Origin of the sequence: Sorangium sp. KYC3313 (genome assembly GCF_052075895.1) — a bacterium.
Lineage (GTDB): Bacteria > Myxococcota_A > Polyangia > Polyangiales > Polyangiaceae > Sorangium > Sorangium cellulosum_B.
Genome location: NZ_CP197255.1, coordinates 6642155 through 6664518 on the forward strand (window position 1 = coordinate 6642155; position 22364 = coordinate 6664518).

Consider the following 22364-nt stretch of genomic DNA (forward strand, 5'->3'; position numbering starts at 1 on the left):
CGGCGGCGCGCGCCCGGGGGACGCGCGCTCACGCCATGACGTGCTTCAGACCCTCACTCGGTCTCCGGCGGCAGGTAGGCGAAGAGGCAGTTGTACCCTCGGCTCGTCACGTCGGCGGCGGGCGTCCCGGCCGATACCCTGACGAGCAGCCGGTTGTCCGCTGGAGCCTCCGGGATCGCGACCCGCTCGACGTACAGGTTTTCGTCCTCGGTCTCCGTGGCCGAGTAGGTGGCGGCGTCGATCGACGTGCCGTCTCCGTTCAGCACCTCGGCGCTGAGCTCGCGGACCCCGGACCCGTTGCGCTGCGCTTCGCAGATGACCGAGAACGTCCAGCCCTCTTCCACGTCGTCGAGGGGGACCGCATAGATGTCGACGTCGGCGGTCTCTCCGTCGGCGAGCTGGCCCTCGATCGCGTAGCTGACGCCGCCCCCCCCGTTGGGGAAGGAGACCAGGCCGCCTTCCGGCGTCTCCACGACACCGTTGGTCTCCTCCTCGGCCTCGAGGGGATCGGAGCCCATGCGGTTGTGCAGCAGGATGTAGAAGTCGTTCTTTCCTGCCTCTCCCGCAGGGCGCTTGACGAAGACGAAGTACTCTTGCCCGGCTTCCACGGGGAGGGCGATATCGCCGCCCTTCGTCGGGTCCACCTTCGCGTACGCGTTGGTCAGATCGGTCGAAGCGAACACGGCGATCTCGCTGACGTTCACCGTCGAGCCGTTGCCCTCGATCCCTGTCGGCTGGTCGACGATGAGCTGGGCGAGGATGACGTTGTCGACCGCGGGGGTCTCCGGCGGGGTGAACGAATACACATCGACGTCGGTCGCGCTCTCGAAATTGCCGAACGCGAAGGTGGTGAAGTAGCCCGACTCGTCGTTGTTCAGCTCATAATGCAGCTGCACGGCCTGCTCGGCGTCATTGTTGGGCTCGGCCTCACCGATGAGGCTGTCGGTATCGCTCTTCGCCGGATCGAGCGGGAGGAGCGCCACCCCGTAGTCGAAGCTCAGGACGTCGGCGGGGTTGAAGCAGCCGTTCGGGAAGGCGAACTGCGGGAAGGCGGCGTTGCAGTCCTGGATGACGATGACGTACTCGCCGTCTGCTGGCAGGACGGTGAGCAGCTCGCTGTCATTGGTGAAGCCCAGGGCCGGGTCGTCGTTCTGCGCGAGCTGGTTCCCGTCGGCGTCGAGCAGCGTGATGACGGTATCTGGGTATGTCGGATCCCTCTCGTCATCCGAAGGCTTCGCGTCGCTCAGGATGTACACCGGCTGCCCCTTGGCTCCGGTGAAGCTGTAGTAGTCAGCGTCCTCTTCCAGCGGCTCGAGCGTCCCCTCGAGCCAGCCGTCCTCGGGTTGGATCGGCTCCGCTTCTTCGGGGCTGTCGTTCCCGTCGTCCACCTCGCCCGAGCCCGTGGAGGAGGTGCTGCCGGCGACGGGGCCGGTGGTCGTGGAGGACGTCGTGGTGCTCCCGGCTCCTCCCTCGCCGCCGCCGCCGCCGTCGCCGTCGTTGTCTCCGCCGCAGCCTGCGGCGGTCGCCGCGATCGTGCCGAGCACGAAGAAACCCAGAAAATGCATCGACTTCATGGCACCTCCAACGTTTGCTATCCCACAGCGACTCCCGGTGTAGCGGCGTGGGAAATATACACCTACTCTTCTGCTCGTCCTGCGCGCCATGGGAACGCACGCTTTTGTCGGGCGGAGATCTGGAGCATACGTAATGGCCGGGTGCTGCTCCACAGCCGAATGGTCGAGGTCGGATCGGCCTGTAGAGCTCGGTGGTTGGCGCGTCGGATGGCAATGGTTCCGGGCATGACTCCCTGAGAAGAGAATCCAACCTCGTTGGAGCGCTCGACGACTCGGGCGGAACACCGAGTTCGCCGGTGGGCTCACCGGCTCGATTCGCCTCCGGTGGCGCGCACTTCCAGCAGCAGGGATCCGGGGCAGGGGCGAGCTTGCGCCGCGCGGCCGCCCCCAGCTCGCCTCTCGCCGCCGGCTCGGCCGCGTGCTCCGATGGCCGCTGGAGCTTTCGCCATGCCCCGTCCCGCGCTCGTCCTGGCCCTGCTGCTCTTCGTTCCCACCCCTGGCTGCTCGTCGGACATCGACGCGTGCGACATCGTCTGCACCAAGAACGCCGAGTGCCAGACCGACAGCCCTGGAAAGGACACGTGCGTCGCGCTGTGCCTCGAGCTGTCCGACCGCGCGTCGTATGCCACGGCCATCGAGCGCACGGCCGAGTGTTACGAGGAGGAGGACCGGTCCTGCGCCGACCTCGCGGGTGGCGTCTGCGACTACTCGCCGGAGGATTGAGCGACGAGGCCCGCCGCCTCTCCGGCGCGGGGCGCGCTTCCTACTCGGCCGCCATGAACGGATAGGCGACCGCGTGCGGCGGAGCGAACGTCTCCTTCACGACCCGGGGGGAGACCCAGCGGAGCAGGTTGAACAGGCTGCCCGCCTTGTCGTTCGTGCCGGACGCGCGCGCGCCGCCGAACGGCTGCTGCCCGACGACGGCGCCGGTCGGCTTGTCGTTGATGTAGAAATTGCCCGCGGCGAAGCGGAGCGCGTCGCTCGCCGCCTCGATGAACGCCCGATCCCGCGCGAACACGGCGCCGGTCAGGCCATACGGCGACGTCTCGTCGCAGAGCGCGAGCGCCCTGTGCTCCTCGCCGTCGGGGTAGACCCAGACCGTGAGCACCGGCCCGAACAGCTCCTCCGCCATCAGCGGGTGGCGCGGATCCGTGGTCTCGATCAGCGTGGGCTCGACGAACCAGCCGTCGCTCCCGTCGTGCGCGCGCGCGCCGCCGCCGCACACGATCGAGCACGCCGCGTCCGCCTTCGCCGCGGCGATCCGCCCCGTGAGCCGGGCGTGCGCTCGCTCGTCGATCACCGCGCCCATGAAGTTGCGGAAGTCGGCGACGTCCCCCACGCGGATCGCCCGGATGTGGCCCACGAGCCGGTCCTTGAGGGCCGGCCAGAGCGAGCGGGGGATGTACGCGCGCGACGCGGCCGAGCACTTCTGCCCCTGGAACTCGTAGGCGCCCCGGACGAGCGCCACGGCGAGCGCGTCGACGTCGGCGCTCGCGTGCGCGAAGACGAAGTCCTTCCCGCCGGTCTCGCCCACGATCCGCGGGTAGCTGCGGTAGCGCCCGATGTTCTCCCCGATGCGGCGCCAGATCGACTGGAAGACCGCGGTCGAGCCGGTGAAGTGGATGCCGGCGAAGTCCGGATGATCGACGCATGCGTTCGAGACGAGCTCGGGCGGGCCCATGACGAGGTTGATGACGCCGCGCGGGAGGCCCGCCTCGACCAGCAGCTCCATCACGAAGTGCGCGGAGTACAGCGCGTTCGCGGACGGCTTCCAGACCACGGTGTTGCCCATCAGCGCCGGGGCCGCGCACAGGTTGCCCGCGATCGCGGTGAAGTTGAACGGCGTCGCCGCGAAGACGAAGCCCTCCAGCGGGCGAGGCTCCGCGAGGTTCCAGATGCCGGGCGCGCTCGCCGGCTGCTCCGCCGCGATCCGGTGGGCGAAGTGGACGTTGAAGCGGAAGAAGTCGATGAGCTCGCAGGCCGAGTCGATCTCGGCCTGGTACGCCGTCTTGCTCTGCCCGAGCATCGTCGCCGCGTTGAGCGTGGGGCGGCGGCGGGTCGCGAGCAGCTCGGCCGCCTTGAGGAACACGGCGGCGCGCTCGGTCCACGGCGTCCTCGACCAGGCCGGGTGCGCCCGCCGGGCGGCCTCGATCGCGCGCGCGACGTGCTCGGCGCCGCCCTGGTGGGCGCGGGCGAGGAGGAGGTCGCGCCGGTGCGGCGCGCGGACCTCGTCGAGCGCTCCGGTCCGGATCGCCTCGCCGTCGATGACCATCGGGATCTCGATCGTCTCCCGCGCCCGGCGGTCGAGCTCCGCCTTGAGGGCCGCGCGCTCGGCGCTCCCTGGGGCGTAGGACAGGACCGGCTCGTTCTGCGGGCTGGGCGGCGTGGCGATGGTGTCGAGCATGGCGCGAGTCTAGCGGCGAGCTCTCGCGCGTGCAGCGCTCCGGCGCCGGTCTGCGTTGCGCGCCGTCCAGCCGCGCCGCCTTCTCCCGTTCACGGCCGTGAGCAAGGAGGCGATGCGGACAGGGGTGTCGTGGTTTCAGGCGCCGCCCTCCTTGGGCAGCGACCGCGTCGTCCGTCCTCTCGCGGACTGCGCGAGCGCCACACAGGGGCGCGTCCGCATGCGCGCGGGTCGCGTCCGCCTAGGCGCCGCGGCGCTCGGCGATGAGCTTGTCCAGATCGTCCTCGGTGATGAGCTTCGTACCGTACTTGCGCGCCTTCACCGCCTTGCTCGACGTGGACGCCACGTCGGCGATGACGAGGTAGTTGAGCTCCTTCGTGACGCTGTTCAGCACCCGGCCGCCGTTCGACTCGACGAGGTGGGTGAGCTCGCCGCGGGGACGCGCGCCCGCGCCGGTGAAGCAGAACGTCAGTCCGGCGAGCGGGCCTTCGGCCTCGGGCGCGACCGGCACGATGCCGGCGGCGATCAGCCGCCCGATCTCGTCGCTGCGGGCGCGCAGCCCTCGAACGATGCTCGCGGCCTTGATCGCGCCGAGGCCCGGGATGTCGGCGAGCTCGTCCTCGCCGGCGGCGAGCAGCTTCTCGATCGTCGTGTACCCCGCCGACACGAGCAGCCGCGCGGTCTGGATCGCGAACCCCTCGATGCCGAGCGCCGCGAGGAACACCGGCAGCGCGAGCGGGAGGCGGCTCTTCAGCTGCTCCAGGCACTTCGTCGCGCTCTTCTCGCCGCGCCGATCGAGGTCGGCGATGCTCTTGACCGTGAGCTTGTAGAGGTCGAGCGGCTCTCGCACGAGGCCCGCGGCCACCACCTGCTCGATCAGCTTGTCGCCCCACTCCAGCGCGCCGATGGCGTCGATCCAGTTGTGGATGCGCCCCTCGATGAGGGCGCGGCACGCGGCGTTCCGGCAGAGGAGGTACTCGCCCTCGACGACGAGCGGCGCGCTGCACACCGGGCAGACCGACGGAGGAACGGCGACGGGGCCGCGCTTCTCGACGACCTCCTCGACGTACGGGATCACGTCGTTGCGGCGCGAGACCAGCACCTCGTCGCCCACCCCGATGCCGAGGCTCCGCACGTTGGCCGAGTTGTGCAGGGAAGCGCGCCGGACGTTGGCGCCGGCGAGCTCCACCGGCTCGACGATCGCCACCGGGGTGACGCGGCCGCTCGGCCCGGTGTCCCACTGGATCGCCACGACCGTCGTCACCTTGGCGGGCGACGCGAACTTGAAGGCGACCGCGCCGCGCGGCCGGCGGTTGACGTCGCCGAGCAGGCCCTGGACGTGGAGCGAGTCCACGTAGACGACGAGCCCGTCGATCTCGTAGTCGAGGCTCGCGCGGAGCTCGCTCGAGTAGCGCCGGTAGAGCTTCACGACGTCCTCGACGCTGCCGTGCGCGGTCTGCGGCGTCGCGAAGCCGAGCTCGCGCAGCCAGGCGAAGCGCGCCCGGCACGTCGGGATCTCGAGGTGATCGGCGACATCGTAGAAGAGCACGGTGCAGTGCTCCGCCCCCTGGCCGTCGAACCGCTTGGCCGCGCCCGCGGCCATGTTGCGCGGGCTGGTGACGCCGGGGAAGTGGCGCTTCATGTCCGAGAGCCGAAGGATGATCTCGCCGCGCACGGACAGCCGGCCCTTCTCCCGGATCCGCGAGGGGATCCCCTTCATCCGCGCGACGTTCGCGGTGATCCGCTCGCCCCACTCGCCGTCGCCGCGCGTGATGGCGTCGACGAGCTTGCCGCCCTTGTAGATGACCTCGATGGAGATGCCGTCGAGCTTCTCCGCCACGAAGAGGTCCCCCGCGACGCTCGAGATGGAGCCCGGCGCCGGCGGCGCGGCGCCCGTGCCGCCGTCGCCGTGCCCGTCCTTCACGAGGATCTCGTCGCACCGGGCGACCCAGGCCAGGAGCTCGTCCTCGGAGACGACCTTGTTGAGCGAGCCCATCGGGATCTCGTGCCGCGCCTTCTCCCACTCGGTGATCAGCGAGGCCGAGCCGACCCGGGCGAGCACCGGGTGCGCCGGATCGAGGGCGCGGAGCTCGTCCTCGAGGGCGTCGAACGCCGCGTCCGAGATCTCGGGGTGCCCTGCGTAGTAGCTCGCCCTGTATTTCTCGATGCGCTCGGCGAGCTCCTCGATCCTCGCCTTGTGCTTCGGATCCGTCGCGAGCCCGCCCTGCAGCGCGTTGCGCGCTCCGGCGTCGTCGTGGTGTGCCTGCGTCATCGCTTGCCTCGGCTCACTCGAGCTCTGTGTCGCCGGCGCGCCGCGCGGCGGCGAAGAGATCCCCCATATCCATCGCGAGCTCGGACGGGAGCTCGTCCTCCCGGAACAGCCTGGCCTCGCGGATCTCGAGCGGGTTTTGCGGAGGTCGCGTCGGGGCGGCGATCCGGGCGGTGACGACGACCGTCACGGCGTGGAAGCGGATGTCGCGATCAGGCCGCGAGTACACGCCCACGACCCGACCGAGCTCGACCTCGGTGACGCCGGCCTCCTCGGCGAGCTCCCGCACGATGCTGTCGCGGAGCGTCTCTCCCCATTCCAGGGTGCCTCCCGGGAGCGCCCAGGTTCCGGTGTCGCTGCGGCGAACGAGCAGCCACCGGCCGTCGGCGGTCTGAGCGGCGGCGGCGATCCCGACGACAGGTCGCCGGAGCAGCGCGCGCGCGACCTCCTTGGCGAGGGCGAGCACGGAGCGCGGCAAAAGCGACAGGGGAGCGATTTCCATGAGAATTTTTGTGATGTGCGGGGAAAGCATAGGAGCGATCGGGCGCCGCCGGGAGAGGGTTCCGTGCGGCCTCGGCGGATCCTGCGGACGTCCGTGAGTTGTGCGGCTCAGGCTCGGTCGCGGGAGAGAGGCAGGCTACGCTCGTCCCCACCATGGCGATCGTGCGGAGGGCGATGCGCGCTCCTGTCGGGTTGTACGGCTGGGCTGTCCTCTGCGGCGTGATGGCCTCGGGGGCGGCGCTTGCGCTCGCGTCGCTCCCGAGCTGCACCGAGGAGCGGCTCCCGTCGCCGCGCCCTCAGGCGGGCAGCTCCACCAGCGCGGGCGCCTCCGGGGGAGCGCCGCCCGATGCGGGCGCCGACGAGGGGCCGGCGAACGTCTGCGAGTGCCTCGCGGCCTATGGCGGCGAAGCCGGGCGCTGCGGCGATTGCTTCAACGAGCATGCGTCCCGCGGTGGGCGCTGCGAGGCGGAGCTCGCGGCGTGCGACGGGGAGCCTGGGTGCAGGCCGATCAGCCTGTGCCTCAAGGGGTGCGGCCATAAAAAGGCCTGCCAGACGGCGTGTGTGTTCCCGGACGATGCGGGCGCCGCTCACCGGATGTTCCAGCGGGTGCTCGCCTGTGTGTGCGCCGCGTGCAGCGCCAGGTGCACCTACTCCGGCGCGCCGCTCGAGTGCGCCGCGCACGCCGACGTGGACGGCAGCGGTGGAGCCGCGGGCGCCGGCGGGGCAGGTGGCGCTGGCGCCGGCGGGGCAGCGGGTGCCGGCGGGGCAGCGGGCGCCGGCGGGGCAGGTGGCGCTGGCGCCGGCGGGGCAGCGGGTGCCGGCGGGGCAGGCGCCGCTGGTGCCAGTGGCGCTGCGGGAGCGTCCGGAGATCGAGGAACCTGACGAGCCCTGCGCTCCCGTCGGCGCGTGGTCCACGCACGGTCCCCGTGCGGTAGGCTTGCCGCATGGAAAAACCGGTGATCTGGGCGGCCCTTCAGCTCTCCAGCCAGGAGAACGTGAGCGAGAACCTGGCGCGGGTCGAGGTGCTCGTCGTGGAAGCGGCGCGCCGTGGGGCGACGACGGTCGTGCTGCCCGAGAACTTCGCGTACATGGGCAACGAGGAGGGGAAGCGCAACATCGCGGAGGACCTCGACGCTGGCGGCGGTCCGATCGCGCGTCGTCTCGCCGACGCGGCGCGCTCCGCCCGGGTGACGATCGTGGCCGGCGGCTTCCCCGAACGCGCGCACGATCCGGCGCGGCCGTACAACACCTGCGCGGTCTTCGGGGCCGACGGCCGGCTCACCGCGCGCTACCGGAAGATTCACCTCTTCGACGTCGAGATCGCCGACGGGACGAAGTACCGCGAGTCGGCGTCGACGACCGCCGGGGATCGCCCCGTCGTCACCGAGATCGACGGCGTGAAGCTCGGGCTGTCGATCTGCTACGACGTCCGGTTCCCGGAGCTCTACCGCGCGCTCTCGTCCGCGGGCGCAGAGGCGATCGTCGTCCCTGCGGCGTTCACCCTGCTCACCGGCAAGGACCACTGGCTGGTCCTGCTCCGCGCGCGGGCCATCGAGGCCCAGGCGTACGTCGTGGCCGCGGCACAGTGGGGCAAGCATCCTGGCGGGCGGGCGACGTTCGGGAAATCGTGCGTCATCGATCCGTGGGGTGAGGTGATCGCTCAGGCCTCGGAAGGGGAGGGGATCGCGATGGCGACGCTCGACCCCTCCTACCTCGATCGGGTCAGGGCGAACCTACCCTCGCTCACGCACAGGAGGCTCTGATCGTCGTGTCATGGGGGTAAGCACTTTGTCCTCGCACCGGAGGTGGCGGTGCCGGCGCTCCGCAGGCTTGATCTCCGCCGTCAGCTCACTCGGCAGAAGCGTCGCTCGGCTCCGTCTCTCCGGCCGAGGGCGGCGTGCTGCCGCGCTTGGACAGGAGGGCGCGCAGCTCTGCAGGCCTGCGGAAGCCGATGCGGCGGGCGACCTCTCCCTCGCTTAGCCCCCCATGCAGGAGCGCTCGCGCGCGCTCCGCACGCACCTCATCGTAATAGACGTGGGGCGATGCCCCGAAGGCGGCGCGGAAGAGTCGCGCGAAGTGAAACTCGGACAGATCGAGGTCCAGCGCGACCTCGTAGGAACGGATCCTCTGGCCTGCTTCCGCGGCGCTGCGGATGCGGTCGCGGCCGAGCAGGATCCGCTCCGAGGTACTGCGCGGCAGCGGGACTGCCGAGGGCGATGGTGGCGCGGATCGGGAGGCGCCGGTCGCTGCAGCGGGCTCGCGCGGCGGCTGCGCGCTGTGGCTCGGCGCAGCGACGCCAGGCGTGGGGAGCGACGCCGGCCGTGCGGTTGGCGCGCCGCTCGGAACCGACAGGGAACATGCGGCCGGCATGCTGTGGGACGAGGAGGGTGCGATCGGAGTCGAGATGGGAAGCGCAGTCGTCACGAGTACCTCTCCAGCGGTGAAAGGGCGGTGCCTCGCGGTCATCGCGGCCACCGGCGCGACGTATTGCAACCAGCAGGCCGCAAGCTGACGCATCGCTCTCGGCTCCCGTAGATCGGCATTCAGCAGCACAAAATATCGCGATTGCCCGGCAGCCTGCTCGCGATGTCCGACGGGGTGTGGCCTGCCGTTCACGTGGCACAGGCGCCAGAGATCACCCGCGGTTGGCACATTGTGTCTTCGCGATGTGCACGCCATGGCGGTCGCCTGCATCGCGACATCCTCGCGGCGAGCTCATGGCGGTCAGGGCAGATGAATGCTGGAGCGCGGCGCCGCATCCAACGACGTCCGCGCGAGGCGCGGAGTCGCCGCGACCTCTCGCGCGAGGGATCGATGTCAGACGTCGATCTCGGCGTTCGGCGCGCGCTCCATGATGAAGCGGAAGCGCGCCTGGGCGTCCTTGCCCATCAGCTCGTTCAGGATGCGATCGGTCTCGATCTCTCCCTCGATCACGATGCGCAGCGCGCGCCGGCGTCGGATGTCGAGCGTGGTCGCCTTGAGGTCCTCCGCGGGCATCTCGCCGAGCCCCTTGAACCGCGAGATATCCGCCTTGGCCGTCTTGGGGAGCTTCGCGAGGATCCGGTCGCGCTCCGCGTCGTCGAGCGCCCAGTGCGTCTCCTTGCCGACGTCGATCCTGTAGAGGGGCGGCTGGGCGAGGAACACGTGCCCGCCGCGGAGCAGGCCGGGCAGGTGCCGGTAGAAGAACGTCAGCAGCAGCGTCGCGATGTGCTGGCCGTCGCTGTCGGCGTCCATGAGCAGAAAAATCCTGCCGTAGCGCAACTTGGAGGCGTCGAAGTCCTTTCCAAAGCCGCAGCCCAGCGCGCTCACGATGTCCTGGAGCTCCTTGTTGCCGAGCACCTTCGAGGTCGAGGCCTGCTCCGCGTTGAGCACCTTGCCGCGGAGCGGGAGGATCGCCTGGGTCCGGCGGTCCCGGCCCTGCTTGGCCGAGCCGCCTGCGCTGTCGCCCTCGACGATGAAGAGCTCGCTCTCGCTCGGATCGGTCGAGGCGCAATCGGCGAGCTTCCCCGGCAGGTTGAGCCGGTGCGACACCGGCGTCTTGCGCAGGACCTGCTGGGTCGCCTCGCGCCGCGCCTCCCTGGCGCGCGCCGCCAGGATCGCGCGGGCCACGATCGACTCGCCGGCCGTGCCGTTGTGGAGCATCCACTGCTCGAGCGCCGGCCGGACCATGCCCTCGACCGCCGGCCCAGCCTCCGCGTTGTTGAGTCGATCCTTCGTCTGTCCCTGGAACTGCGGATCCTGGATGTAGATGGACAGGACACCCACGATCCCCTCGCGGATGTCGTCGGCCGTCAGCGTGACCCCCTTCGGCTGGACCTTCTTCGCGTCCATGAACGCGCGGACCGCCTTCACGATCGCGCCGCTGAAGCCGGACTCGTGCGCGCCGCCCGCGTGCGTCGGGATGCCGTTGACGTACGACTTCACGTACTCGTCGGTCGACTCGGTCCACTGGAGCGCGGCCTCCAGGCGGATCTCGCCCTCGCGCGCGACGTAGAAGATGGACGGGTGCGTCACCGGCTTGCCGCGCTGGGCGACCAGCTTCGGCAAGAAGTCCGCGATGCCGTTCGGGTGGAGGAGCTCGATCGACTCTCCGGACGAGAGATCGCGGAACGCGATCTCGAGCCCTCCGTGGAGGTACGCCTTGGCCTCCAGGCGCTCGCGGATGGTCTCGGGATCGAAGCGCCGGCCCTGTCCGAAGATCTCCGGATCGGGCCTGAAATGGATGGTCGTGCCGTGCTTGCGGGTGGGCGCGCCCTTCTTGAGCTTGCTGGTCGGCGCGCCGCGCGAGAACGTCTGCTGGTGCTCGGACCCGTCGCGCAGCACCCGGACCTCGACGAGCTCGGAGAGCGCGTTGACGACGCTCGAGCCGACGCCGTGGAGCCCGCCCGAGACCTTGTAGTTGTCGCTCGCGAACTTCCCGCCTGCGTGCAGCGTGCAGAAGATGAGCTCGAGCGCGGGGCGCTTGTATCTGGGATGGACGTCCACCGGGATGCCGCGCCCGTCGTCGGTCACGGTGGCGCCCTGGAGATCGGCGTCGAGCGTCACCTCGATCCGCTTCGCGTGCCCGTTGATGGCCTCGTCGACGGCGTTGTCGACGAGCTCCCAGAGCAGGTGGTGGTAGCCCCTGGCGTCGGTGCCGCCGATGTACATGGCGGGGCGCTTGCGGACGGGCTCCAGCCCCTCGAGCACCTCGATGTCAGCGGCCGTGTAACGTCCGCCGGAAGCAGCGCGGACGGGGGGATTCGTGGCGGCCATGTTCAGCTCACCTCCAGCGTCGGTACGACGACGGCCGGCGGCACCACGCGGGCGAAGCGGTCGCGTCGTGCGATCGGCTCGCCCTGGGTGCCGCGGTGGCCGGCGATCTTGCTCGCGGCGATCTCGAGCGTCTTGCCCTTCTCTGTCTCGACCGTGATCACGTCGCTCGGCCTGAGGGCGAGCGCGGCGCCGACCAGGCGCTCCCCGTCGGCGACCCGCATCACGACGGAGCCCTTGCCCGGGCCGGAGAGCAGCGCGAGCTCCTCCACGGCCACGCTGAGCGCCCAGGCGTCGCTCGAGGCGCAGAGCACCCGGTCGGCGCCGTCCACCGCGTGGACGAAGAGCACCTCGTCGCCCTCGTTCAGCTTGGCGAAGCGGCGCCCGGAGCGCGTCGATGGATCGCGGTGCGGCCGCAGCGAGAACCTGAAGCCGAGGCCTCCTCGGGTGATCGCCAGCGCGAAGGGCGGCTCCGGCTCGGCGGAGTCCGGGGTCTGCGCCGGGACGTCGAGCGCCCTCGGATCGAAGGACATCAGCGCGATCAGCCGCTCGCCGTCGGCCAGCTTGAACAGCTTCTGCACGGGATCGCCGTAGCCCGTCGACTGCGGCACGTCGTGGATGCGGCACACGTAGCACGCGCCGAGGTTCGAGAAGAACGCGACAGTCGACCGCGTCGAGCCGGCGACGGCCGCGAGGACGCTGTCTCCCTCGCGGATGCGCGTCGAGGCGAGATCCTTCACCTCGCGGACCCGCTTCACCCAGCCCTGCGCCGAGAGGATCACGTTCGCGTCCTCGGCCACGATGAAGTCCTCCGCCTGGTACTCGGGCTCGTCGATCGAGCCGACCACCTTCGTGCGGCGCTTCTCGCCGTAGGATCCCTTGATCTCGACGAGCTCGTCGCGGACGATCCCCCAGCGCTTCGCGTCGCTCCGGAGCAGCCCTTCGATCCGCTTGGCCTCGGCGCGCTTCTCGCCGAGATCCTTCTGCACGAGCAGGATCTCGAGCCGCGCCAGCCTGTAGAGCTTGAGCTCGAGGATCGCGTCCGTCTGCTCCTCGTTGAGGGTGAAGCGCTTCATCAGCTTCTCGGCCGCGTCGGCCTTGCCCTCGCTCTTGCGGATGATCCTGATCACCTCGTCGAGCGCGTCGAAGATCTTCTCGAACCCCTCGAGGATCGTGATCCGCCGCCTCAGCTCGCCGAGCTCGAACTCGAGCCGCCGCGTCACCGTCGCGTAGCGGAAGTCGAGGAACTTCGTCAGGATCTCGTGCAGACCGAGCCGCCGCGGTGCGGCGATCTCGGCGTTGTCGGTGGGCACGAGGCAGGTGAGGTTCACCTGCACGTTGATCGCGAGCGGCGTCTGTTTGTAGAGGTACGCCATCACGAGCTGCGCGTCGGCGCCGCGCTTGAGCTCCATCACGATGCGCACCTCGCCGGTCGACTCGTCGCGCACGTCCACGAGCGTCGGCAGCTTCTTGGAGAGGATCACCTCGGCGATCTTCTCGACGATCGCCTTCCGCTCGATGCCGTACGGGATCGAGGTGATCACGATCTGCGGAGCGGCGCCGCGCTTGCCGTCGCCCTCTTCCTGCTGCCACTCGCCGCGGAGCTTCAGCGAGCCCTGGCCTGCCGTGTAGACGGCCTCGAGCTCCTTCTTCGTCGCGTGCAGCTGGCCTCCGGTGGGGAAATCCGGCCCCTTCACGTACGACAGCAGCCGGTGCGTGGTGAGCTCGCGGTTCTCGATCAGCGCGACGCACGCGTCGATCACCTCGCCCAGGTTGTGCGGCGGGATGCTCGTCGCCATCCCGACCGCGATCCCCTGCGAGCCGTTCACGAGGAGGTTGGGGAAGCGCGACGGAAGGACGATCGGCTCGAAGCGGGTCCCGTCGTAGTTGGGACGAAAGTCCACGGTGCGCTGGCCGAGCTCGCTGAGCAGCTCCAGCGCCAGGGGCCGGAGCTTCGCCTCGGTGTAACGCATCGCGGCGGGCGCATCGCCGTCCACGGAGCCGAAGTTCCCGTGGCCCGCGATGAGCGGCGCCCGCATCACGAAGTCCTGCGCGAGCCGGACCATCGCGTCGTAAATCGCGACGTCGCCGTGCGGGTGGTACTTGCCCATCACGTCACCGACGACCGCGGCGCTCTTCCGGTACTTCGCGTCCGGCCCGAGGTGCAGGTCGTGCAGCATCGCGTAGAGGATGCGGCGCTGCACCGGCTTCAACCCGTCGCGGACGTCGGGCAGCGCGCGCGACGTGATGACGCTGAGCGCATAGTTCAGGTACCGGCGCTGCGCCTCGTCGGCGAGCGAGGTGTCGGGCGCCGGGGGCGGCGGCGGCTCGCTGTCACCGGGCCGGCCGCCACGGCGGCCCTTGCGGGACGCGTCACCGTCGGACGGAAGGGAGGGGGTTCGAGACACGCGATGCTCCAGGGAGTGCGCGGGCACCGGACGAACAGGTGCTCCGATGTTCAGGTGAACGCTGGCGAGCCTCGGCAATTACCCAGGGGTTCGCGCTCGGTCAAGGCTGCCTCGCGGGAATTTCTGGCAGCGCGTGCTCGCCTGCGCTCGTTCGGACCCTGGCATAGCGTCAGATGGCCGCGAGATCGACCCGAACACAGGCCAGCGCAGCGCTACCTGACGGCGGCACCTTGATTTCGGCGTCCGCCCTTGAGACTCACGGCGCGCTGGGCTACGGGGTGGCGCCTTGTACGCGACAGGCACCCGACCCATGCTTCGCCTTCTCGGCCGCTGGCTGCGGCTCGTCTGGCTCGGCCTCTTCCTGGTGTTCGTTGCAGTAGCGGCGATACGGCCCCGGCTCGCGGCAGCTCAGGTGCCCGGAGGTGCTCCGGGCGCGCAGCCACCCCGGGGCGGCGCCGCGCCTGCCGCCCCGGCCAGCGCTGCGCAGCCGCCCGCGCCGGCCGACGCGACCGTGGGAGCCCAGCCTGGCGCCGGTACACCTGCGCAGGTCGCCCCCGACGCCGTCGAGCCGACGATCCATCTGGCGCCCACGGAGGCCGAGCTCGCTCGGGGGCAGCCGGTCGTTCAGGTCGCCATCGCCGGCAACCGTCGGGTGTCGACCGAGGACGTGCTCGTCTACCTCGGGCAGACCCGGGTCGGCAGGCCGTTCACCCCCGAGGGGCTGGCGCGCGACGTGCGCGAGCTCTGGGACTCCGGCCTGTTCGACGACGTCGAGGTCGACCTCACGCGCCGCGACGACGGCGTGAGCCTGAGGGTGCTGGTCCGCGAGCGCCCGAACATCAAGGCCATCGAGTTCTCCGGCAACAAGGAGATCGACAGCGAGGACCTCACCGAGGCGCTCTCGGTCGAGCTCAAGACCGGCACGATCCTGAGCTACGCGGCGATCCGGCGCGGCGTGCAGAAGCTCCGCGACAAGTACGCCGAGGAGGGCTTCTTCCTCGCCGAGGTCAGCTACGAGGTCAAGCCGGAGCGGGAGAACCAGGTCACCGTCAAGTTCACGATCAAGGAGCACTCGCCGGTCACCGTCCGGCGCATCACGTTCATCGGCAACCAGAACATCTCGGACGAGGAGCTCCGGGAGGTCATGATCACGGGGCAGGGGGGCTTCTTCGCCTTCGGCACCGGCGGTCCGTTCCGCCAGGACGCGTTCGAGCGCGACGTCCTCGTGATCAACGCGCTCTACTACGATCGTGGCTTCCTCGCGGCGCAGGTCGCGACGCCGAGGGTGATGCTCACGCCCGACCGCACGGGCATCGAGGTCACGATCACGATCAACGAGGGGCCGCGCTTCCGCATCCGCTCGCTCCGCGTCTACGAGCGCGACGCCGACGGCCGCGAGATCGAGCCGCTCGGCGGGCGCCGCGCGCTGCGCGAGATGGTGCGGGCCAAGCCGGGCGACTGGTTCAACCGCGCCGAGCTGGCGAAGGATCTCGGCGCGATCCAGACGCTCTACCGGGACGCCGGCTACGCCAACGTCGAGGCGTCGCCTGACACCCAGCTCGACCCGGACAGGCGCGAGGTCGACATCACCGTCGGCATCCGGAGAAACCAGCTCGTCTACTTCGGGCGCATCGAGATCCGCGGCAACACGAAGACGCGGGACAAGGTGATCCGCCGCGAGATGGAGGTGGAGGAGCGGCGGCTGTTCAGCGAGACGAAGCTGGAGCGATCGAAGCAGCGGATCACGGCGCTCGGCTACTTCGAGCGGGTCGACATCTCCACCGAGCAGGGCGACGACCCCCAGCACATCAACGTCAACGTCGACATCGGCGAGAAGCCGACGGGCACCTTCCAGATCGGCGCGGGCTTCTCGAGCGTCGAGAACTTCATCGCGACGGCGCAGGTCCAGCAGGCGAACCTGCTCGGGAGCGGCCAGTCGCTGTCGCTCCAGGCGCAGATCTCCGGATCGCGGCGCCTCATCGACGTCCGCTTCTTCGAGCCGTACCTGTTCGACAGCCCGTTCTCCGCGTCGGTGAGCGTCTACAACCAGCTGCGGACCTACACGGAGTTCTCGCAGACCTCCACCGGCGGCTCGCTCACGCTCGGCTACCCGCTCATCGAGCCGGAGCTGCGCGCGCAGCTGACCTACACGCTGGAGAACGACGAGATCTCGTCGGCCACGAACACCGGCCTCGGAACGGCAGAGGAGCGCGCCTCGTTCCAGCGGCTCCCGCTCTACAACCTCTTCAACGCCGGGCTCACGTCGAGCATCCGCCCTGCGCTCACCTTCGACACGCGCAACAACCAGCTCTTCCCGACCTCGGGCATCTACCTGCAGGGCTCGGTGGAGCTCGCCCACAGCGCGTTCGGCAGCGAGAACGAGTTCCTGCGGTACCGCGCCACGGGGAGGTTCTACTACCCGATCACGGACAGCCTGGTCCTCAAGCTGAACACCGAGGCCGGCATGGTGACGAGCCCCAACCCCCAGGGCGTGCCGATCTTCGCCCGTTTCTTCCTGGGCGGCATCCTCGATGTGCGCGGCTTCGAGATCCGGGACATCGGCCCGCGCCTCCCGCTCCGCGAGTCGCTCGATCCGAACTCGCTGCCCATCGCGAACGGCGCGAACATCGGCGGCAACCTCATGTACTACCAGAACCTCGAGCTGGAGTTCCCGCTCCTCGAGGCCGTGCAGATCAAGGGCGTCGTCTTCACGGATCTGGGCAACGCCTGGAATCTCGAGAAGCTCTACTGCAACGCCGCCCCCGCATCGCCGCACGACGTCACGAACCCGTGCTTCTCGGTCGAGCGCCTCCTCGACGTCCGCACCTCGTGGGGATTCGGGCTCCGGTGGTTCTCCCCGCTCGGGCCGCTGCGCTTCGAGTGGGGCTTCCCGTTCAAGCGGCTGCCCTACGAAGAGACGTACAAGTTCGAGTTCAACATCGGTAACTTCTTCTGAGCCCCCGGCCAGCGGGCGCAGCAGGGACGTACGCGCTCCCCGGGGGGCTGCCAGGGGCAGGTTCGCGACCGGGCGGACCCTGCCCCAGAGCGTCCTGGATGGCGTGCCACGGGCGTCGTGGCCCCTGGAGGGCGGGTCGGCGCCGGGCGGATCGCCGTGGAGTCCGGGGGCAGCGGTTGCTCGTCGGGGGCGCCGCTGTTAGGTGGAGAGCCATGCGCCCGGAGCACAGCTCGATGGGGTTCCCCAAGCCAGGCAAGGCCCTGCTGGGGATGATGATCGCGATCGGCTGTATCTGGGTGATGTTCACCCTGGGCCTGAACTGGGGGGGCGCCGGCGAAGGCGTGCTCGAGCCGTTCCTCGGCATCAGCGAGAAGGTGCTCCACGGTCAGGTGTGGCGGCTGCTCACCGCGCCGCTCGTCCACAACCCGAGCGATCCGTGGCACTTCGTCACGACGCTGCTCGGCCTGTATTTCCTCGGTGCCTCGCTCGAAGAGCGCTGGGGAGCCAGACGCACGCTGGCGTTCCTGTTCGGCTCCGCCGCCTTCGCGTTCGCGCTCCAGGTGGCGGTGGGCGCGCTCCTCCCGAAGATGGCGCGGCCGGTCTTCTACGGCGGGCTCGGGATGATCGAGGCGGTCGCCGTCGCGTGGGCACTCGCGCACCGACACGCCACGGTCCGCCTCTTCTTCGTCCTCCCCGTGACGGGCACCATGCTGCTCGTCTTCATCTTCGGGATCTCGGTGCTCAACGTGATCGCCATGCGCGCGCCCCCCGAGGGGCTGATCACGCCGTTCGGGGGCATGCTCGCCGGGTATCTCTTCGGCGACTTCTCCCCGCTGCGCCGCTTCTATCTACGGATCCGCTTCCGTCAGCTGCAGGCGCAGTCCGCCGCGCTCCGCCGCGTCCCTGCGGCGCGCGGCCGCTCCGGGGGCGTCCCGCTGAGGGTCATCCCCGGCGGCCAGAAGGACCCCCCGAAGGACAAGCGCTATCTCAACTGAAAGGGTCGCAGGGCGCCCCGCCCCGGCCGCGCTCCCAGGTGGTCAAGGCGTGGCGCAGCGGCGGAGCTCTTCGAGCGTCTTCGCGCGGGTAAGGCAGCCGAGCTCGCCAGGGTCCACCTTGCTCCCGGCGAGCTCCCGCTTGCAGTCGGATGTCCACTCCGACGAGAGCCTCTCGCCCTCGCTGTCGATCACCACGGAGGCCTTCCCCGGGCCCCCTGGAGCGGCGGACCCCACCCGCTTTGCCTCCGCTGCCCACGCGGTGCGCATGCCCTCGCCGATCGTGCGGCAGTCTTCTTCCGACATCGTCTTCGTGCAGCCGCCGAGGACCGCGCTCGCGAGCACGAGGAGGGCCACGGCGGCGCGCCGCTCGCCGAGCGAACGGCTGCCTGCGCGAGCGCGTGCCTGGCCAGCGAGAGGCCAGCAGCGCGGCCTGCGCGGCAGAGCTGCCTTCGTTTGGCGAGCAGGCCAGCCCACGGACTAGCTGTCGATGAAGCTCTTGAGCTGCTTCGAGCGGCTGGGGTGCCGGAGCTTGCGGAGCGCCTTCGCCTCGATCTGCCGGATGCGCTCGCGCGTGACCTCGAAGTCCTGACCGACCTCTTCGAGCGTATGGTCGCTCTTCTCGCCGATGCCGAAGCGCATCCGGAGCACCTTCTCCTCGCGCGGCGTCAGCGTCTTCAGGACCTTACGGGTCTGCTCCGCGAGGTTCATGTTGATCACGGCCTCCGCGGGCGAGATCACGCTCTTGTCCTCGATGAAGTCGCCAAGGTGCGAGTCCTCTTCCTCGCCGATGGGGGTCTCGAGCGAGATCGGCTCCTTCGCGATCTTCAGGACCTTGCGCACCTTGTCGAGCGGGAGCTCCATCTTCTCGGCGATCTCCTCGGGGGTCGGCTCTCGGCCGTACTCCTGCACGAGGTAGCGCGAGGTGCGGATCAGCTTGTTGATCGTCTCGATCATGTGGACCGGGATGCGGATCGTCCGCGCCTGGTCCGCGATCGCGCGGGTGATCGCCTGCCGGATCCACCACGTCGCGTACGTCGAGAACTTGTAGCCGCGCTTGTACTCGAACTTGTCGACGGCCTTCATGAGGCCGATGTTCCCTTCCTGGATGAGGTCCAGGAACTGGAGGCCGCGGTTCGTGTACTTCTTCGCGATGGAGACCACGAGGCGGAGGTTCGCCTCGACCAGCTCCGCCTTGGCGCGCTCCGCCATCCGCTCCCCCTCGCGGATGTTCTCGTAGGTATCGCGGATCGCAGCGACGTCGATGTTGAGCTCTTCCTCGACCTTCTTCAGACCCTTCTGGGCGTTCTTGATGGTCGATTCGAAGTCGTTGAGCTCCTCGCGGTTGACGTTGAGCTTCTTGGCGAGCCGCCCCTCGAGGGCGCGGTTGCCCTTCACCTTGATGAGCTCGCGCTTGAGCTCGCCCTTCGAGAGCCCTGTGCGCCGCTCCAGCTCCGTCGCGCCCGCCTCGGCCTTCTCGACCTTCGAGATGAGGCTCTTCAGCTTCTGGACGATCTTGTCGATCGTCCGCTTGTTGAGGCGCATCTCCTCGAGCGTCGTCACGAGCTCGGCTGTCGCCTGCGTCACCTCGACGTCGATCTGCTTGCGGCGGACCTCCGTCTTCACCTCTTTGCGCTCCTCCAGGAGCTCCGCCTTCTTCTTGTCGACGCGCTTCACCTTGTCGATGAGGCGGATGATGCGCCGGTCGGCCTCCTCCTCGTCGAACTCCTGGTCGTCGTTCTCGGCGTCCTTGATGAGCTCCTTCACCCGGATCTTGTGCTTCCGGAGCTTCTCGCCGAGATCGATGATCTCGCGGACGGCGATGGGGGAGTCGAGGATGGCGGCGTTGACCTTCTGCTCGCCGATCTCGATCCGCTTCGCGATCTCGACCTCGCCCTCGCGGGTGAGCAGCGAGACGCTGCCCATCTTCCGGAGGTACATCCGGACGGGGTCGTTCGACTTCGAGTAGTAGTCGACGTCCTCTTCCTCGCGGTCGGGCGTCACGACGAGCTTCTTCTCGCCGGCCTCCTCGTCCGCGATGCGCTTCGGCGCGATCTTCACCTGGGTCGCGCCGTCGACGATCTCGATGTCCTCGTCGCCGAGGGCGCCCACCACGTCGTCGAGCTGATCGGGCGCGACGTCCGCAGGGAGCGCGTCGTTCACCTCGTCATAGGTGAGAAAGCCTTTGCTCTTGCCGGTTTCGACGAGCTTTTCGAGCGTCTTCCGGTCCTTCTCTGACCGCTCGGCCCGGATGCCCGCGTCTCCTTTGTTGCTAGGGCGCGCCCCCCCCTCGGCGTGCCCGCGTGTCGATGCGTGCCGCGCGCCGTTCAGCGCGCCGCCCCCCGCCGCCCTCGCGACCCCGCCTGTCCGACCGGAAGATTGCTTGGCCTTGCTCGCCATTACCTCATGCTCCACTTACGGCGATCAGCTCGCCGCGACCGACAAGACACCCAATGACTCCGATAAACTCTAGGGATCACGCACGTCGAGCCGCCACGGCGAGGCGGCCCGGAACGCATCAAGGAAGACCGAGACCCCCCGCTCTCCGCTGGAATAGCTCACGCAGCAAAGCGTTTTCAGCATCAGCGTCGACCGCGCTCTTCTGGAGCTGGCTCACGACGGCTGCTTTCTGTCGCGCCAGGGCTTGTCTGCTCAACTTTTGTGAATTCTCCAAGAGCGTCGCCTTGGCCGTTGAGGCCGCTTCGAAGACAGGCGAGACCAGCCGTCCAGCCGCGAATGAATGGATCGGAGCCGGGACTTGCGCAAGAAATTCGCTGGCGGCAAGACCCATTTCAAAAGTGAAATTTTGACGCGCTGCAACAATCGCCAGAGCGACGTCGCCTTCGAGGCACTCCAGCGCCGTCTGGAGATCGTCGTCGGCCAGCAGCTCGGGGAAATCGAGGATCGCGCCCAGGATCTCCAGGCTTACCTCCTGGATTTGCGTGCGTGAGCGAGCGCGCTCCCACGTCTCGGTCGTCTGTCCGGAGGGGATCACCTCGCGGGTAGGCTGGCTCCGCGGGCGGGAGAGGGACTCCTCGACGACGCGCTCCAGCTGCCGGAGGTCGTCCGGTGAGCGGCCGCCGATCACGAGCTTCGAGGAGAGGCGATCGGCGTAGAGCTTCGCCATCATCCTGAGGCTCGGGTCGTCTTCTTCGGCGAGCAGCGTCGTCACGGCGCGCACGCGGGCGAGCTGCTCGGGCAGCGACGAGCCTCCGAAGCTGTCGCCGTCGAGCGCCTGGTCGATCAGGTGCTCGAGCAGGCCGCGCGCCGCCTTGACGATGCGCGCGATCGCCTCTGGGCCGTGCTCGCGCGCGAGATCGTCCGGATCGACGCCGGAAGGCAGCACGGCGACGCGCGCGCTGAGGCCCGCCTCACGGCACGGGGCGCGCGCCGCGCGCGTTGCCTTCTTGCCGGCCGCGTCGCCGTCGAACAGCAGGATGACCGCGGGCGCGAAGCGCTTGATGAGCTTCGCCTGTCCGGTCGTGAAGGCGGTACCGAGCGGAGCGATCGCCTGGCCGATGCCGCGCGCGTGGAGCGCGACGACGTCGAAGTTGCCTTCCACGAGGATCGCCTCGCCGCGCTGGCGGATCGCCTGGCGCGCCTGGTGCAGCCCGAAGAGGTGCTCGCCCTTCGTGTAGATCGGCGACTCGGGGCTGTTGATGTACTTCGCCGGCGGGCCGTCGGCCTGCGGCGCAGGGCCGGTGAGGCCGAGCGACGAGAGCTCGGAAGGGCTGGGATCGGGCAACGCGCGTCCGCTGAACGCGATCACCCGGCCCATCACGTCGGTGACGGCGAACATGAGCCGGTGCCGGAAGCGGTCGTAGTGTCCGCTCCCCGACGAGCGCGGCACGAGGAGCCCGACGCGCTCCGCGAGGACCGGGGAGACGCCTTGCTGTCGCAGGTAGGTGGAGAGCCCGTCCCAGCCGAACGGGGCGTAGCCGATCCGGAACGCCTGGAGGGCGTCGGCGATCGGATCGACGGCTCCATCGCCGTCGCGGAGGGGCAGGCCGCGCCGCTCGAGCTCCTCGTGAGCGTGGCGCGCGAGCGGGTGAGGAGCGCTGCCCGGCCCCCCGCGGAGGCTGTGCTCGAAGAACGTCGCGGCGAGGTGGTTGACGGCGTAGAGATCGTCCTTCGACCTGCGCGCCGCCTGCGCCTCGCGCCGCTCGGCCTCGGTCAGCGACTCCGCCACCTCGATGCCGGCGCGCTCGGCGAGCGCGCGGACCGCCTCGGCGAACGTCCGGCCCTCGAGCTTCATCACGAAGTCGATGGCGCTGCCGGTCTCCTTGCAGCCGAAGCAGTGGTAGAACCCGCGGCTCGGGCTCACGTGGAAGCTGGGCGTCTTCTCCTTGTGAAACGGGCAGAGCCCGGTGAAGGAGTGCCCTCGGCGGGCGAGGCGCACGCTTTCGCCGATGAGCGCTACGAGATCCGTGCGCTCTTTCACGAGCGCGATCGTCTCCGGAGAGATCATGGGCTGCCTTGGGGGCTCCGTGCGTGCGGGGCCCGCGGATCAT

General features: G+C 69.6%; 15 protein-coding genes. 5 read left to right on the forward strand and 10 right to left on the reverse strand.

The window, feature by feature from the left end:
• Positions 1-53 precede the first annotated feature (53 nt).
• The gene (locus tag ACSRUE_RS25850) at positions 54-1574 is read right to left on the reverse strand and encodes a hypothetical protein (protein ID WP_441285921.1); all 1521 of its coding nucleotides are present in this window, start codon (positions 1572-1574) and stop codon (positions 54-56) included.
• 447 nt (positions 1575-2021) lie between these two features.
• Between ACSRUE_RS25850 and ACSRUE_RS25855 the strand changes: the two genes are divergently transcribed.
• Positions 2022-2297, forward strand: coding sequence for a hypothetical protein (locus ACSRUE_RS25855; protein WP_437766865.1), 276 nt, complete (start codon positions 2022-2024; stop codon positions 2295-2297).
• A gap of 40 nt (positions 2298-2337) precedes the next feature.
• On the opposite strand, the gene pruA is transcribed toward ACSRUE_RS25855, so the two are convergent.
• From pruA to ACSRUE_RS25870, 3 genes are all read right to left on the reverse strand, one after another.
• Complete coding sequence (pruA, locus tag ACSRUE_RS25860) at positions 2338-3978, reverse strand: L-glutamate gamma-semialdehyde dehydrogenase (RefSeq protein ID WP_441285922.1); 1641 nt, start codon at positions 3976-3978, stop codon at positions 2338-2340.
• Between the two features lie 238 nt (positions 3979-4216).
• Positions 4217-6247 (reverse strand): NAD-dependent DNA ligase LigA, encoded by a 2031-nt coding sequence (ligA, locus tag ACSRUE_RS25865; RefSeq protein WP_441285923.1) that lies wholly within the window; start codon positions 6245-6247, stop codon positions 4217-4219.
• A gap of 13 nt (positions 6248-6260) precedes the next feature.
• Entirely contained in the window at positions 6261-6746 is a 486-nt protein-coding gene (locus ACSRUE_RS25870; protein ID WP_231865014.1) for an NUDIX hydrolase, read from the reverse strand.
• 152 nt (positions 6747-6898) lie between these two features.
• Between ACSRUE_RS25870 and ACSRUE_RS25875 the strand changes: the two genes are divergently transcribed.
• A complete protein-coding gene (locus ACSRUE_RS25875; RefSeq protein WP_441285924.1) occupies positions 6899-7627 on the forward strand; it encodes a hypothetical protein in 729 nt (242 codons plus the stop codon).
• Between the two features lie 62 nt (positions 7628-7689).
• Positions 7690-8508, forward strand: coding sequence for a carbon-nitrogen hydrolase family protein (locus ACSRUE_RS25880; RefSeq protein ID WP_441285925.1), 819 nt, complete (start codon positions 7690-7692; stop codon positions 8506-8508).
• A gap of 85 nt (positions 8509-8593) precedes the next feature.
• On the opposite strand, the gene ACSRUE_RS25885 is transcribed toward ACSRUE_RS25880, so the two are convergent.
• From ACSRUE_RS25885 to ACSRUE_RS25895, 3 genes are all read right to left on the reverse strand, one after another.
• Positions 8594-9439 (reverse strand): helix-turn-helix domain-containing protein, encoded by an 846-nt coding sequence (locus ACSRUE_RS25885; RefSeq protein WP_441285926.1) that lies wholly within the window; start codon positions 9437-9439, stop codon positions 8594-8596.
• Positions 9440-9562: 123 nt separating this feature from the next.
• The gene (locus ACSRUE_RS25890) at positions 9563-11500 is read right to left on the reverse strand and encodes a DNA gyrase/topoisomerase IV subunit B (protein ID WP_441285927.1); all 1938 of its coding nucleotides are present in this window, start codon (positions 11498-11500) and stop codon (positions 9563-9565) included.
• A gap of 2 nt (positions 11501-11502) precedes the next feature.
• On the reverse strand, positions 11503-13905 hold the full coding sequence (locus ACSRUE_RS25895; RefSeq protein ID WP_441285928.1) for a DNA gyrase/topoisomerase IV subunit A: 2403 nt from the start codon (positions 13903-13905) through the stop codon (positions 11503-11505).
• A gap of 310 nt (positions 13906-14215) precedes the next feature.
• Between ACSRUE_RS25895 and bamA the strand changes: the two genes are divergently transcribed.
• Together bamA and ACSRUE_RS25905 are read left to right on the forward strand one after the other, a co-directional pair.
• Positions 14216-16861, forward strand: a complete 2646-nt coding sequence (gene bamA, locus ACSRUE_RS25900) for an outer membrane protein assembly factor BamA (RefSeq protein WP_441285929.1) — start codon at positions 14216-14218, stop codon at positions 16859-16861.
• Positions 16862-17073: 212 nt separating this feature from the next.
• The gene (locus ACSRUE_RS25905) at positions 17074-17856 is read left to right on the forward strand and encodes a rhomboid family intramembrane serine protease (RefSeq protein ID WP_012237081.1); all 783 of its coding nucleotides are present in this window, start codon (positions 17074-17076) and stop codon (positions 17854-17856) included.
• Between the two features lie 42 nt (positions 17857-17898).
• Here the strand turns inward: ACSRUE_RS25905 and ACSRUE_RS25910 are convergent, their stop codons facing one another.
• The 3 genes from ACSRUE_RS25910 to dnaG all read right to left on the reverse strand — a co-directional run bounded on the left by ACSRUE_RS25910 (position 17899) and on the right by dnaG (position 22321).
• Complete coding sequence (locus ACSRUE_RS25910; protein WP_441285930.1) at positions 17899-18210, reverse strand: hypothetical protein; 312 nt, start codon at positions 18208-18210, stop codon at positions 17899-17901.
• Between the two features lie 123 nt (positions 18211-18333).
• Positions 18334-20253 (reverse strand): RNA polymerase sigma factor RpoD, encoded by a 1920-nt coding sequence (rpoD, locus tag ACSRUE_RS25915; protein WP_437766876.1) that lies wholly within the window; start codon positions 20251-20253, stop codon positions 18334-18336.
• Between the two features lie 118 nt (positions 20254-20371).
• Complete coding sequence (gene dnaG, locus ACSRUE_RS25920; protein WP_441285931.1) at positions 20372-22321, reverse strand: DNA primase; 1950 nt, start codon at positions 22319-22321, stop codon at positions 20372-20374.
• Positions 22322-22364: the final 43 nt, after the last annotated feature.

Excerpts from the sequence above, each read along its gene's own strand:
- ACSRUE_RS25850 (WP_441285921.1), bottom strand. The coding sequence starts at position 1,574 with ATGAAGTCGATGCATTTTCTGGGTTTCTTCGTGCTCGGCACGATCGCG.
- ACSRUE_RS25855 (WP_437766865.1), top strand. The coding sequence starts at position 2,022 with ATGCCCCGTCCCGCGCTCGTCCTGGCCCTGCTGCTCTTCGTTCCCACC.
- pruA (WP_441285922.1), bottom strand. The coding sequence starts at position 3,978 with ATGCTCGACACCATCGCCACGCCGCCCAGCCCGCAGAACGAGCCGGTC.
- ligA (WP_441285923.1), bottom strand. The coding sequence starts at position 6,247 with ATGACGCAGGCACACCACGACGACGCCGGAGCGCGCAACGCGCTGCAG.
- ACSRUE_RS25870 (WP_231865014.1), bottom strand. The coding sequence starts at position 6,746 with ATGGAAATCGCTCCCCTGTCGCTTTTGCCGCGCTCCGTGCTCGCCCTC.
- ACSRUE_RS25875 (WP_441285924.1), top strand. The coding sequence starts at position 6,899 with ATGGCGATCGTGCGGAGGGCGATGCGCGCTCCTGTCGGGTTGTACGGC.
- ACSRUE_RS25880 (WP_441285925.1), top strand. The coding sequence starts at position 7,690 with ATGGAAAAACCGGTGATCTGGGCGGCCCTTCAGCTCTCCAGCCAGGAG.
- ACSRUE_RS25885 (WP_441285926.1), bottom strand. The coding sequence starts at position 9,439 with ATGCAGGCGACCGCCATGGCGTGCACATCGCGAAGACACAATGTGCCA.
- ACSRUE_RS25890 (WP_441285927.1), bottom strand. The coding sequence starts at position 11,500 with ATGGCCGCCACGAATCCCCCCGTCCGCGCTGCTTCCGGCGGACGTTAC.
- bamA (WP_441285929.1), top strand. The coding sequence starts at position 14,216 with ATGCTTCGCCTTCTCGGCCGCTGGCTGCGGCTCGTCTGGCTCGGCCTC.
- ACSRUE_RS25905 (WP_012237081.1), top strand. The coding sequence starts at position 17,074 with ATGCGCCCGGAGCACAGCTCGATGGGGTTCCCCAAGCCAGGCAAGGCC.
- rpoD (WP_437766876.1), bottom strand. The coding sequence starts at position 20,253 with ATGGCGAGCAAGGCCAAGCAATCTTCCGGTCGGACAGGCGGGGTCGCG.
- dnaG (WP_441285931.1), bottom strand. The coding sequence starts at position 22,321 with ATGATCTCTCCGGAGACGATCGCGCTCGTGAAAGAGCGCACGGATCTC.